This is a genomic window from Streptomyces sp. NPDC002499, assembly GCF_053595415.1.
In genome coordinates this window covers 39,805-52,091 of sequence record NZ_JBSFXO010000002.1, presented here as the reverse complement: position 1 = coordinate 52,091, position 12,287 = coordinate 39,805, and the positions used below count along the sequence as shown (strand labels likewise).

General features: G+C 68.4%; 13 protein-coding genes and 1 pseudogene. 8 read left to right on the top strand and 6 right to left on the bottom strand.

The features are described from left to right. Nucleotides 1–451: 451 nt before the first annotated feature. Nucleotides 452–2,011, bottom strand: coding sequence for a hypothetical protein (locus ACWD5F_RS04900; protein ID WP_451251148.1), 1,560 nt, complete (start codon nucleotides 2,009–2,011; stop codon nucleotides 452–454). 704 nt (nucleotides 2,012–2,715) lie between these two features. On the opposite strand from ACWD5F_RS04900, the gene ACWD5F_RS04895 reads away from it, so the two are divergent. Next, a complete protein-coding gene (locus ACWD5F_RS04895; RefSeq protein ID WP_451251146.1) occupies nucleotides 2,716–2,997 on the top strand; it encodes a hypothetical protein in 282 nt (93 codons plus the stop codon). Here ACWD5F_RS04895 and ACWD5F_RS04890 read toward each other — a convergent pair. Beyond that, nucleotides 2,977–3,612 carry a hypothetical protein gene (locus tag ACWD5F_RS04890; protein WP_451251144.1) on the bottom strand — a complete coding sequence of 212 codons (636 nt, stop codon included), beginning with the start codon at nucleotides 3,610–3,612 and terminating at the stop codon, nucleotides 2,977–2,979. The genes ACWD5F_RS04895 and ACWD5F_RS04890 overlap by 21 nt on opposite strands. Between ACWD5F_RS04890 and ACWD5F_RS04885 the strand changes: the two genes are divergently transcribed. The 3 genes from ACWD5F_RS04885 (at nucleotide 3,602) to ACWD5F_RS04875 (ending at nucleotide 5,011) form a co-directional block, all read left to right on the top strand. Continuing rightward, on the top strand, nucleotides 3,602–3,760 hold the full coding sequence (locus ACWD5F_RS04885) for a hypothetical protein (RefSeq protein ID WP_451251142.1): 159 nt from the start codon (nucleotides 3,602–3,604) through the stop codon (nucleotides 3,758–3,760). The genes ACWD5F_RS04890 and ACWD5F_RS04885 overlap by 11 nt on opposite strands. 151 nt (nucleotides 3,761–3,911) lie before the next feature. Further along, a complete protein-coding gene (locus ACWD5F_RS04880) occupies nucleotides 3,912–4,427 on the top strand; it encodes a hypothetical protein (RefSeq protein WP_451251140.1) in 516 nt (171 codons plus the stop codon). 47 nt (nucleotides 4,428–4,474) lie between these two features. Then, nucleotides 4,475–5,011, top strand: a complete 537-nt coding sequence (locus ACWD5F_RS04875) for a hypothetical protein (protein ID WP_451251138.1) — start codon at nucleotides 4,475–4,477, stop codon at nucleotides 5,009–5,011. Nucleotides 5,012–5,302: 291 nt separating this feature from the next. On the opposite strand, the pseudogene ACWD5F_RS04870 reads toward ACWD5F_RS04875, so the two are convergent. Both ACWD5F_RS04870 and ACWD5F_RS04865 read right to left on the bottom strand, forming a co-directional pair. Then, nucleotides 5,303–5,491: pseudogene (locus ACWD5F_RS04870) on the bottom strand (CorA family divalent cation transporter); the annotation flags it as partial. Between the two features lie 455 nt (nucleotides 5,492–5,946). Next, nucleotides 5,947–6,333: a hypothetical protein gene (locus ACWD5F_RS04865; protein ID WP_451251136.1), complete on the bottom strand. Its 387-nt coding sequence runs from the start codon at nucleotides 6,331–6,333 to the stop codon at nucleotides 5,947–5,949. Nucleotides 6,334–7,174: 841 nt separating this feature from the next. Here ACWD5F_RS04865 and ACWD5F_RS04860 point away from each other — a divergent pair. Further along, the gene (locus tag ACWD5F_RS04860) at nucleotides 7,175–7,528 is read left to right on the top strand and encodes a DUF2750 domain-containing protein (protein ID WP_451251134.1); all 354 of its coding nucleotides are present in this window, start codon (nucleotides 7,175–7,177) and stop codon (nucleotides 7,526–7,528) included. On the opposite strand, the gene ACWD5F_RS04855 is transcribed toward ACWD5F_RS04860, so the two are convergent. Further along, nucleotides 7,494–8,350 (bottom strand): IS5 family transposase gene (locus ACWD5F_RS04855; RefSeq protein WP_451252260.1). Its coding sequence is split into 2 segments (ribosomal slippage): nucleotides 7,494–7,985 and nucleotides 7,988–8,350, totalling 855 coding nucleotides; the frame shifts between segments, so codons are not numbered across the junction. The two genes, ACWD5F_RS04860 and ACWD5F_RS04855, sit on opposite strands and share 35 nt — an antisense overlap. Nucleotides 8,351–9,078: 728 nt before the next feature. Here ACWD5F_RS04855 and ACWD5F_RS04850 point away from each other — a divergent pair. Genes ACWD5F_RS04850 through ACWD5F_RS04840 form a run of 3 tightly spaced genes read left to right on the top strand, consistent with a single transcriptional unit; the run spans nucleotide 9,079 to nucleotide 11,506 of the window. Next, nucleotides 9,079–10,488: a diacylglycerol/lipid kinase family protein gene (locus ACWD5F_RS04850; RefSeq protein ID WP_451251132.1), complete on the top strand. Its 1,410-nt coding sequence runs from the start codon at nucleotides 9,079–9,081 to the stop codon at nucleotides 10,486–10,488. Further along, entirely contained in the window at nucleotides 10,481–11,080 is a 600-nt protein-coding gene (locus ACWD5F_RS04845; protein ID WP_451251130.1) for a phosphatase PAP2 family protein, read from the top strand. The genes ACWD5F_RS04850 and ACWD5F_RS04845 overlap by 8 nt, the downstream gene beginning before the upstream one ends. Nucleotides 11,081–11,128: 48 nt before the next feature. Continuing rightward, on the top strand, nucleotides 11,129–11,506 hold the full coding sequence (locus tag ACWD5F_RS04840) for a hypothetical protein (RefSeq protein WP_451251128.1): 378 nt from the start codon (nucleotides 11,129–11,131) through the stop codon (nucleotides 11,504–11,506). A 143-nt stretch (nucleotides 11,507–11,649) separates the two neighbouring features. Here ACWD5F_RS04840 and ACWD5F_RS04835 read toward each other — a convergent pair whose 3' ends face one another. Then, entirely contained in the window at nucleotides 11,650–12,207 is a 558-nt protein-coding gene (locus ACWD5F_RS04835) for a hypothetical protein (RefSeq protein WP_451251126.1), read from the bottom strand. Between the last annotated feature and the right edge of the window lie 80 nt (nucleotides 12,208–12,287).

Sequence of the window (12,287 nt, the reverse complement as noted above, 5' to 3'; positions counted from 1 at the left end):
TTGAACCAGTGACCGCTTCATGCGGCACCGGATTCCGGCGATCAGGAGGAGAAAGTGCGTAAAGCCGTACTCGGGTTTTTCGTGGCACTGGCGGCTGTGCTTGCGGTAGTGCCGCTCGCTAGCGCCAGCCAGACGGAGACCGTCGCCTGCTGCGGGGGCACGGGGGGCTTCCCGTAAAGCACGCACCATCGGCTCGACGTTGGATGAGAGTCCGCCAGCTTGCTGGCGGGCCCTTCCCTTCGCTCGAGGCATTCCTCGCCCTCTTCGTGCGTCCCTCGGTGGCTCCGCCCGAGCGGACGCACAGGCCTGCCCGTGCTTTCCAGGCCTACTTCGAACACGGCGACCTCGCCGTAGAACGGGGACCGACGAAATGCAGCTCGCGGGGTGACGGAATGTCGCCGCGCGGCCCAAGCTTCGATCAGTCCTGGCGGTACTTGCGGGATCTGGTCCGTCAGGGCTGGGCGGTAAGCCATTGCTGTAGTTCTCGGTGGCGGAATTGATAGGCGTTTCCTGAGCGTCGCAGCAGGCCAGCGCCGTAGGCGTAGGCGAGCAAGGTGGTGAGGTGGAACGGCAGAACCTTCCGTGCGCACCACAGGAAGACCACGTAGCGGCGGGCCGACCGGAGCCCGACAATCAACCCGGGCATCAGCCCGAACGCCAGCCCCAACGGCAGGCCGAACGCAAACCCACCCGCTAGACCCAACGCCAGACTGACAGCCAGTCCGAATTTCGCGTCCTCCTGCATTACCTCTCCAGGGGAGGCGATGCGCCTCGGATCAGCCTGCGCCCCGATCGCCAGTCCGATCGCCAGCCCATACGCGAGCCCGATCGCCAGCCCATACGCGAGCCCGATCGCCAGCCCATACGCGAGCCCAGCACCCAGCCCGATCGCCAGCCCGGCTGGCAATTTGGCTGTCAGCCCGGGAGTCAGACGGCCCATCAGCCCGAACGTCAGTCCCACGGCAAGCCCGCCGGCCAGCGAGGCCAGGGAGCTCCTCGAATTCGTGCGGAGGGCCTGCCAACTCCACCTGCGCGGGAGGCTGGTGGTCTGACTCCCCGCTATCCATGCGGTGATACAGGGGTATATGGCGAACGTGGCGGTGAGGAACATGCTGATGGGCCATAGCAGCAGGATGGCGGGCAGACAGGCGAGCAAGATCGCCAGTGTCGTGAGTGCGGCATCCCAGGCGCGTACGCGGGCGTGCCCGGCGATCGGCCACAACTCGTACAGATGGATGTCCGTGCGCGCGCCGGCACCGGTGATTGAGCCATTGGCCAGCCGTGTGGAGTTGAGATGCCGGGCGATGCAGGTGAGCCACGTCCGGATCTGGTCGTCCTGGTAGCCGCGGGGCGGCGGATACAGGTTGCGGGTGGCAGGGATCAGCAGGGCGAGCAGGTGCTCGTCCAGTTCCTGCGGGGTGGAGAGGGCCCGCAGCGGTGCTGGGTCGGTAGTGCGGTAGACGGTGGCAGCCAGGGACAGGCGCCACGGCGTACTGAGATGCCCGGCCAGCAGGCTGGGTGAGTTCGTGCGCAGCTCCTGCAGGAGGCTAGCCCAGCGGGAGTTGCCCTCGGTTCGGGCGGCGAGGTAGGCGCGGGCCCGGGCCGGGGTCACGGGCTGGATGGCGATTCGGGTGGCTGGGGTGAGCCGGGCCGGCGGCCGCGACTCTGCTGTGGCCGCGAGCGCTTGGTAGTGGGCGGTGCGGCAGAGCAGGATCAGCGGCGCGGGGTCCTTACCGTGGCTGTAGGCATTGAGTGCCTTCAGCGCAGCCCGGGCGCGGGGGGCCTCGGGGTCGGGTAACTGGCGGCCCTGGGTGTCGCAGACCGATGTGCCGTCCGCATCGGTCAAGCCGGGATCCATCTCATCCAGCCCGTCCAGTACCGGCAGGATCCAGTGGCCGTGCACCAGTTGGTGGGCACGCAACAGGGGCTGGTCGTAGGACGTGGTGAGGTGAGCGGTGAGGAAGTCCTCCAGCGGTAGCGCCGGATCCCACTGGGCCAGCGACAGGCGCACCGGCACCGGGTCGGTGGCGCCGCGGGTTTGATCAACTCGGTGAGGAGCTCCAGCGCCAGGACCGTCTTGCCGGCGCCGGGTTCGCCGGTGATGACCAGCCGCCGCGCTTCGGTGCTGCTGTAGTAGGCGGCGATGGCCGGAATGTTGGGGGTGCCGTCGCGCAGCTGTCCGCGAGCCAAGGGCCCGGACGCGCTGGCCGGTGTCTCCCGGGTGAAGCGGACGTTGATCAGGTGGCGGTCTCCGTCGGTGAGGTCAGCACCCTGCAGGTCCAGGAGCTCCTTGCCCTCGGCCCGGGCGACTGCGTCTGCCAGGGTTCGGGCGGCAGACTCGCCCAGCGAGGCGGCATCCGCCCGCTGTCCCAGCCCGACCCTGGCCAGCAACAGGCCGGCAATTGCCACAACAAAGCCAGGGACCACGAAGACGAACGTGACCACGTTCATGATGGTCTCGCCCCGGCGTAGCTCCCGAATGCCCCAGCCTGCGGCAACCAGCGTCGCCACCACCCCGGCCATACACAGCACCGTCCAGATACGGCGCTCCTGTTGCCCCCCACCCATCACCATGGGTACGAGCATCCCAAGTCGCCTACACGTATCCACCCGCCGCCGCAAATCCGTTACCCAGCGGCGACAGCCCGTCCAGGTGCGCGGCCACCTCTCGCGAGGCAACCCGCCAGTGACCGTCTCCCGGATGCCGACATCACGTTGACGCTCACGCCGACCGAGGACCTCGCCAAGATCCATGTGACGGTCGCCGACCGCGACTTCGGCACGATCGGCTCGGCACACCTGAGCCCCGACCTGCTGCACGCCCGCTTCCTCGACGCCGACAGCGCCCCCGCCGTCCCTACAGCCGGCACCCAACCCGCGCGCGCTGTGGGCAACGCCGTCGAGCGGGAGTTGGCCGAAGCTGCACACCCGACACGTACCGGATCGGAACGGGCTTCGGCGAGGTCAAGGCCAAGTTCATCGAACGCGGGCAGATGATCCCCGAGGGTGACGACTGATGGCTGGCCCCACCGGCCGCGGCGACTCCCTGGACGCCACTCTCAACAACCTTCTGCGCGCCCAGGTCACCCCCCCCGCCACCGGCTGTCGACGTACAACGCCAAGCACTGGCACGCCCAGCTCTCCCAGCTCACCGGAACCCGCCGTGGATATGAGGCCCTGGAGACCGCTGGCCTGGACGTCCGGTCCGACACGCTTTTCAAGTGGCTGTCGGACCCTGAGTACAACGTCCGCCGCGATTACCGCGACTTCATCCACACCGCCTACGAGAACGTCGCGATCGTCCCCGCCGCCCCGCTCCCGGACCGCATCAGACTCGGCCGGTACGAGATCAGCGACGTTGTCAGGACCGGCGACCACGAACGAAGGCGCGGCACTGTGGACGCCGCGCCTCTGCGGATCGACGGAGAGCGCGGCAACTGAGACGCGATCGAGGAGTTCTGGTTCGCCGGGGAGCTCACCGACGACGAGTTCGAGGACCACTTCATCGACGACGCCATCGTGGAGATCATCGGCGAAGGCACCGATGGATGGGAGTTCCCCGGCGCCTCGTACTCCGTCGCACTCGTACTCCGTCGCACTCGTGCTCGTCATCGCGCTGCTGGCCGCGGTCGGCGCGGGCAAGTTCGCCCGCATAGACGGTGCCAGCTACCCCGCCGCCCTCAGCCGCGCCGCCACTACCTTCGCCGCGGTCATCACCCTCGCCGCCGCTGTCACCGCACCTTTCGCCGCTCTGTACTGAACAACCCGCCCAGTCACCCGCGCCCCGACGCCCGGCACGCACCCGCACCACCCTGACATCTGTCAGGGACGCGACGTCCCAGGCACGGTCTACGTTCGAGGCGCCGGCTCGGGTGTCTTCCGGCCGCTACAGCTTCGACCAAGGAGAAGAGATGCGCAGCATCCGTCGGATCTTCAGTGTGGGCACGGCCGCGCTCGTGCTCGGGGCAGGGCTGGTGGCGGGTTCTTCCGGTGCGGCTCAGGCGGCGGCGTCGGACTGCACGGGAGGGGCGCAGGGTTTCACCGACATCCCGGACAGTCTCAGCGGTCGCGGTGTGGCGGGGGCGGGGGCAGTGGTGGCCGACTTCGGCGGCAGGCCGTGGGCCGTGGCCTCGTACGCGATGCAGGCCGGCAACGTCGGCGGCCGGGAGATGGGGTGGGGCGTCCTGACAACCAGCTCCAGCATCTGGGGTCCCAGCGCGATCGGATGGGTCTGGATGGATGTCACCAACGACCCCAACAAGAAGTCGTGGATCCAGTGCGGCCCGTTCACCACGAGCGCGAGTGGCGCCAGGCTCACGACCGCGGCATACCCGACCAGCAGTTCGTCGGATCGGGCCTTCCGTGTCTGCGCGCAGATCACCAGTGCCTCCCCCGTCAGCGGGATCACCTGCACCCCCTGGTGGTAGCCCCCGACTCTTGGTCGGTTGTCAGTGCTCGTTCATAGGATCTCGGCATGCCTGATGCCTTCACCGTCCTGTGGACCCACGACACCTGCACGGCCCTGCGCGCGGCCGGTCATGTGGGCGAGCGGCCCCCGGTCGCGTTCAGCGGTGTCCATACCTCGCTGCCCGCCTGGTCAGGGGCCGAGGCCGGGGACGAGGTGTATGCGGTGCACGTCAACCGGGGCACGGTGTTCGTGGTGAGCCGGATGCGGGTGCTCGACAGGGACCGGGGCGACTGTTGCGGTGCGGCTCCCGCGACGTGGCAGGACGAGGCCTTCCCCGGACACGGCGAGTGGTCGATGCTCGGCGCCGGTGGGTGCGGCGCCGCACCCGTGCACGTGGACGCGACGCCCGTACGCTTCGACGTACCGGTCCCCGCCGACCTCCTGGGAGAGCTCGCCTGGCGCAACCGCCGAGGCCGGACCCGCGGGCTGAAGCATGTGGTCGACGGGCGTCTTGAGCGTGCGGTGAGCCTCCAGGGGTTCTACCGTCTGACCCCCGAGTCGGCCGGGGAGCTGGCTCACGTCGCCAGCAGCACCGTGTCTTGAACCAGCTGGCTCAGGGGGCCGGGTAGGGGCGCGGGTGGCCGCGTCGGACGTAGTCGTCGGCCGACGCGGCGACGAACGCCAAGGCCGCGGGGCGTCCGTGGGCTTCCAGGCGGCGTTCTCTACGGAAGTTCGCTACTCTCCGTGCTGATCAGTGCTTCCAGGCGGTGCCTGAGGAGCGGGGGCTCGCATACGTCGACGCACTCGATCGCTGGAGAGCGCCCGCTTTGTGGCGCGGCTCATTCTTCCCAGATTCTCCCCAGCGGCCCCGGAAGCGCCCTTCCGGGCGATTACTCAGAGCCAGTCTTTCCGCTTGAAGATGACGTACAAACTGGTGCACACGACCGCCATCAGGACGATCGCGAAGGGATATCCGAGCACCCAGTGCAACTCCGGCATCCGGTCGCAGTTCATGCCGTAGATCGTCCCGACCAGCGTCGGTGCGAACAGGATCGCCGCCCACGACGAGATCTTCTTGAAGTCGCCTACATAGCCGCCCTGACCTGCGACGATGTGGAAAACTTCGACTCTGACCTGCGCTGATGGTCCTTTCAGGTTCTTTCGAGAGGGTGCCGCGTTGTGCAGTCGGTTCTCCCCACGCGCTCCCCGAAGGAGCTGATACTCCCCAGATTCTCCCCAGGGCGGATGCCGGATGGCGGCCGTTGAGTGTGAACTTTCTTGTTAGAACTCCTAACAGAATGAGCCAGCTGGAATGACTGTGCGTCAGGTGGTGTTGCATGCGTGACGAGGGGGGTGTGCGGCGGTTATTGGGGCGGGCAGCCGCGGGCCGTCACGCCAGCGTCAGAGTCTGTCCGTCGTCAACGCCTGCACAGTCTCCCGTGCAGTGCCGCGCCCTTTGCTTGCGGTGAGCGATCGACTCCCTTCGGGAGCCGGCGCGAGTCCCGGCAGTCAGCGGTGGCCGCTGCCGTGGGCCTGGCTCAGTGGATTGGGGAGACCCTCAGTACCCGTCGCACGCCCTGTGACCAGTGGGACGAGTGTTCCTCGGGGTACACGCTGACGGTGCCGTCGGGAAGGTGACGGCCGATGACGTGGTAGTAGTCGGTCCGGCCCCGTTCGTTGTAGGCGCCCATGCTCAGCACCTCGTAGCTGCCTTCGGGGTAGTAGGGGAAGCACGTCGCCCACCGCACCGGGATCATGGTGCTGCGGTCACCGAGGAACGGCTTGGCGCCCTGCCGGTCCGCCGGGAGCCGCCCGGCACGACGGCGCATGCCCTGCCAGAGCAGGTACTGGGGGATGGTGATGGAGCCGATGTGGCGTCCGGCCGGTAGATGCGTCTCGGCGTCTTCCTTCTGTATGTCCTTCATCTGCCATTCCGCGCCTATGCCGCAGTACTTCAGTCCTCGCCCCGCCGGTTCAGGCCTCTCGATATCGTCCAGGACGAAGCCGATCAGCCAGTCGGCGTCCTGGCCGTCGTCGTGTCTGGCGGCAAGGCGCGCCCGCTCGGCCTCGAGGGCGACGGAGTGGACAGTGGGCCGGCCCGTGGTCCTGGACGCCCAGTCGGCGATCCGCTGCCGGGGGGAGGGCTGAGGTGCCGGTGGATCGTAGGGGTAGCGGTAGGGGTTAAGGGGGAACCTCGTCGCTGATCGCGGCCCACCCGACTGCGTCGATCAAGGCGAGAAATCGCTGCCACCCACCCAGACTGCGAATGCTAGGAGTCATGACTAGATCATCCCGGCGCCCGGCTTCGGCTCGCTGGACCAGCCAGGCCCTGGTCTCGGGCTGCACAAAGGCGTCGAGGGCCGAACGGCTCGGCATGCCGTGAACGGGGAATCCCATGGTGCGCAGCACTGCCGTACAGGCTTCGTGCTGTCGGTCGACGCGCTCGTCGTAGCCATGTCCGGCCTTCGCCACCGTTACCCCCTGCTGACGGAACTCCCGTCCCGCTTGCCCGACGTCGGATCTGAATCCTTCCCGGTTTCGCTCCTGGAACCCGTTGTTGTGGTATACGACACTGGACTCGCAGGTCACAGCAACCTGCGCCGTGCAGGACCGACGTGCCCCATGCCGTGCATACGGGACAACGCAGAAGGTCGGACCCCGCTACCCCAGTTGCTCAACAGGTAGCGGAAATCAGCGTGTTGTTCTTCTGCAAGCCCTTACAACCCCTAACGAAATGAGTGTTGGAGAACGGTAGGCTCGGTGGCCATGAGTCAGAGCGGTTCGCAAGCGGCGGCATTCTTCCGAGACGTCCGCCAGAGCGGCGTGGTCTGGCTTGTCCGGGATGACAACGGAAGCCCGACACACCTCTCTGCGGACTGCACGCGAAGCCTTCCCTTCTGGTCGACCTCACCCCGCGCCCAGAGGGCAGCATTGATCTGGGGGCATGGACTCCGGGTTGAGTCCATGCCCTTGGACACGTGGCGCGATCGCGTACTGCCCGATGCCGCCCGGGATGGACTCGTGATCGGCATCAACTGGAGCGGGGCGCGCCTGGTCGGCTGGAGCTTCACCCCCGACGAAGTTCTCAACCGGCTATCGGCGGCTCACACAACGACTTGAGTTGTCGGTGGGTGATCAGGCAGCAGGCGAGTTTGAGGAACGCTTCGTGGATGTCGGCTCGCCGTTCCCAGCGGACGCGTAGGCGTCGGAAGCCGTGCAGCCAGGCAAAACTCCTCTCCACGACCCAGCGGTAGGTGCCGTGGAGGGTGCCGCGGCGTGCGATCGCGGGCACGATGCCGCGGGCGCAGACCTGGTCGCGGTAGATGTCGTGGTCGTACCCGCGGTCGGCGAACAGCGAGTCCGGCTTCCGGCGAGGATGCCCGACCCGGCCGCGGACCGGCGGGATCGCGTCGAGCAGAGGCAGGAGCTGGGTGACGTCGTTGCGGTTGCCGCCGGTCAGCAGGACCGCGAGCGGGGTGCCGTGTCCGTCGGTGATCAAGTGATGCTTGGAGCCGGCTCGTCCCCGGTCGACCGGCGACGGGCCCGTGTGCTGCCCCCGTTTAGCGCCCTGACGTGCGAGGAGTCGACCACACAGCGGGACCAGTCCAGACGCGCGGCCGCGTTCAGTTCGGCCAGCAGGACCTCGTGCAACCGCTGCCAGACGCCGGCCTTGTTCCAGTCCCGCAGCCTGCGCCAACACGTCATGCCCGACCCGAACCCAAGGTCCCTGGGCAGATACTCCCACTGGATCCCGGTGTGCAGCACGTACAAGATCCCGCACAGCACTGCCCGGTCCGGCAACCGCCTGCAACCCAAATACCGGAACGTGCGCTCACGCGGCGGCAGCAGCGGCTCCAGATGGTCCCACAGTTCATCCGACACGATCCACGGCGACGTCCCCACACCGGACCGAACGCTCAACTCCCGTCCCGGACACGGCAGCCAGGACTGATCCACCTCATTGTGTTAGCCGCTGTTAGCCAGATGGGAGCGTCGATCACGCTTCGTGAGGGATGCCAGAACGGAAGAGGCGAGCGCGCTGGCGAGGAGCCTGTGCCAGCGCGCAGCATCAGGGTGCCCATCGTGCTCATTTGTCCCGGAAGAAACTAGCGAGTGCGGTGACGGAAGCGATGGGTGGCTGATGTCAGCTGACCTTGGTGAATGACCTTTCTGCTGTGTCACGTTCGTGCTGGTTGCTGGGGTCGGAGATCCCAGAAATGTCCCGGCGGACCCCCGCTGCTGACGGATGCCTCTTTCGGTTCTACCGGCGACTGCGGAACACCTTCGCTTGGGCGGAGCCGACACCGTCGCCGGCCACGACGTGGCCGGCGCCAACGGCACACCGCCTCTCGCATGGAGCCGACTACGGCGTCAACGAGGCCGTCCTCACCGCCTACGGGTCACCTCCGCTCGCGCGGAGCCGACGGCTCCAACTCCGGGTCCCGTGCGGCGGTCGTCGGAACACCTCCGCTCGCGCGGAGCTGACTAAGTAACACGCCCCGCGATCCGCTTCGCGGCTTGAACACGAGCCTCCATCCTGCCCGGTCGAGGAGAAGGGACACACCGCGTAGATTCCATGGACACCGACAAGATGCACCGGTGTGACGGACAGACGAGGCGGCTGCCGCGGGCTTGCGGCAGGCTGCCTCATCCATGACGGGGAATCGACATTGAACGAGACCGGAACGACCCGCGAGACGCAGCGCCACGGATCCGGCAGGGGTCTCGGTTCGGCGCGGGCTCTGGCCCGTCTCGCCCTGCTGTGCATCGCGGGCGCGGTGGCCGCGGTGGTGGCCGGCGCCAACCACTGGTTCATCCTGTTGCTGGGCCTCGCGGGTCTCGGACTGGCCGGCGCGGGCCTGTGGTGGGCGTTGGCACACCGAGGAATCACCCGGCTCCTCGGTGCCCTGCTGGCGATCACCGCACCCGTCGGCGTCCTGGTGCTCTACGCCGTGTCGGGCCTGTGGGTGGTCGCAGTGATCGCCCTCGCGGCGTGGACGGCCGCGCTCGGCTGCGCGCGCAGTGCCCTGCGCCGTCTGCGCAAGCCGCGCGGCATGCACACCCGCACGGTGCGCCCGCCCCGCCGGGCCGTGCTGATCATGAATCCGAAGTCGGGCGGCGGGAAGGTCGTGCAGCACGGACTCGTGGAGCGGGCCGAGGCGCTGGGCGCGCGAGTGATCCTGCTCGACCTCGACACGGAGCCGGACCCGGTGGCACTGGCCCGGCAGGCCGTAGCCGACGGAGCCGACCTGCTCGGTGTGGCCGGCGGCGACGGCACCCAGGCCCTGGTGGCGGGAGTGGCCGCCGAACACGGTCTGCCGTTCATGGTCGTGACGGCCGGTACCCGCAACCACTTCGCCATGGACCTCGGCCTGGACCGGGACGATCCGGTGAGCAGCCTGGACGCGCTCTCGGACGGTGTCGAACTCCGCGTCGACCTCGGGGACATCTCCGGCCGGCCGTTCGTCAACACGGCCTCGTTCGGCACGTACGCCCACATCGTGCAGAGCCCCGACTACCGTGACGCCAAAGCGGTCACCGCGCTCGACCAGTTGCCGGACCTGCTGGCGGGTGAGGCGGGCGCCGCACTCAGTGCCCGGACCGACGAAGAGCGATTGGAGACGCCCCAGGCGGTGCTGGTCAGCAACAACCCCTACGCGCGGGCCGACCCGCTGACCGGTGGCCGCAGGGAACGGCTCGACACCGGCGAACTCGGCGTGATCGCGGTTAGTGTCGGAGGCGCCGTTCAGGCCGCCGAAGTGGCGTTGCTGGGGGAGCGGGCCAGCGGTATCACGGTCCTGACGTCCCGCAGAGTCGTCGTGGAGTCCGACGAGGAGACCATTCCGGTGGCCGTCGACGGTGAGGCACTCGTCCTGCCGCCGCCCGTCGTGTGCTCGATACGACCCGGCGTGCTGCGGGTCCGCGTCCCACGGGAACGTCCCGGTGCACCGTACGTCGCACCGACCGTCGACTGGTACCGCATCATGCGCCTCGCCTTCGACCTGTCGCCGCACGCACGTGAGAACCACGACCGAGCAGCCCCCTCACGCGACAAGAACCAGGAGCAGAGCGATGATTGACCGTCGGACTCGGCAACAACGAGTACCGCAGGGCCTGTTGCACGACCTCGCAATCCTCGACCAGGCCCTCTACGAGACCGTGACGGTCACCAGCACACCCGCACTGGACTCGGCGCTGCGCCGACTGTCCGCGGCGGCCGATCACTCCAAGGTCTCCCTCCTGATCGCCGCCACACTTGCCCTGCGCCCCGGCCGCTCCCGCCGCGCCGCGGTGCTCGGCGTGGCGGCGATCGGCGTCGCGTCCACCACGGCGAACCTCCTGGGCAAGCGTCTTGTACGGCGACCCCGCCCCCACCGTGCCGTGAACTCGCCGTTCCCAGCACGGCATGTCCCCATGCCGGCGTCCGCCTCTTTCCCCTCCGGGCACACGGCGTCCGCCGTCGCCTTCGCCGCTGCGGTCGGGCCCGCGTTCCCGCCCGTCACCGTCCCCCTGGGACTCCTGGCCTGCGCCGTGGGCTATTCGCGCATTCACACCGGGGTGCACTACCCCGGCGACGTCATCGCCGGCGCCGTCCTCGCGGCGGCCGCACACTGGGACGGCCCGATCGGCGGCAGCGCCCGGCGTCTGATCTGTGACTCATCTGCCCGGTGATCGCCCGTGGTCCGGGCGGTCGGACGCCCGGATGGCAGGCGTCTCCCGATGGCCGGATCACGCCACGCCGCCGTTGCGGCGGGGGCGCATCTGGTGCCTGTAGCTGAGGCGACCGCGAAGCGCGGCATCGGCAAGCTCCGCCAGCGCAACCGGGGCCAGGTCCCCTACTACGAGCCGTGGCCGACGCTGAAGCGGGAGGCGTGGCGTCCCGACATCCGGACCGTCGTGCTCGCCAACCAGCGCATCGGCATCCACCGCAAGCTGATGAAGACGGCCGCCGCGGCCGACCTGTACCCGGTCGCGATCGGCACCGACGCCATCGTCTACCCCTCCGTCGGCCCAACACGTTGGGCGTCCTGCCGCTCACGGACGAGGGCAAGCCCGTCGCGGGCACTTTCCGACTCGGCATCTCGCCGGGAATGGTGAAGCACCAGGGCACCCAGACTGTCCTGTGGGCGGAGCAGCAGTTCGAGGAGGCCGGCGCCGTTCAACGTCTCGAACCTGATCAAGACCGACCCGACGGCCGGAGAAGGGTATCGCCGCTCGTGCACGCGATCGGCGGCTGCTGGTCAACTGCGCATCTGCCGGGCGCTGGTGAGCGCCTTGTCGACCGAGGACAGCAGCTTGTCGACGGCCCGGGTCTGCTGCTGGATTCGGACGCCGTACTTGCCGAACGGGGTGGCGTTGCCGACGGGCAGTGCAATGAGGTTCTTCATGTCCTGGACGACGTCGGCGACGAGCACCGGCAGCGGCGCGGTGCACTGCGCACCGCTGCACTCCACTCGGGGGATGAGCCGGGTGAGTTCCTTGAAGTCGTCACCGCCCGCCGGGCGGGACAGGGCCTGCAGTCGGCGGGCTTCGACATCGGCGGCGCGCAGGTCAGTGATGAGCGCGTCGAGGTCACCGTTGGCGACGTCGGCGGCACGGTCCTTGGCGCGACGCTTGCCGAGGATGATCCAGCCGATGGCGGCGAGCACGATGGTCACCAGGAGGCCGGTCACGGCGAGCACGACGGTGGTGGTGGAGCTGGCCCCGGTCGCGATCGTCATGCTGGCCTTCGTCAACTGGTTCGACGCGAGGGCGTACTGGTCCAGAGTGTGCATCGTGTGGGTAAGGGTGCCGCTCATGGGCGTGTTCCTCCTGGAGAACGGTTGGACGGACAAAATGTTGATCATGGAACCCGCGCCGCCGGGCGAGCTGCATCCCT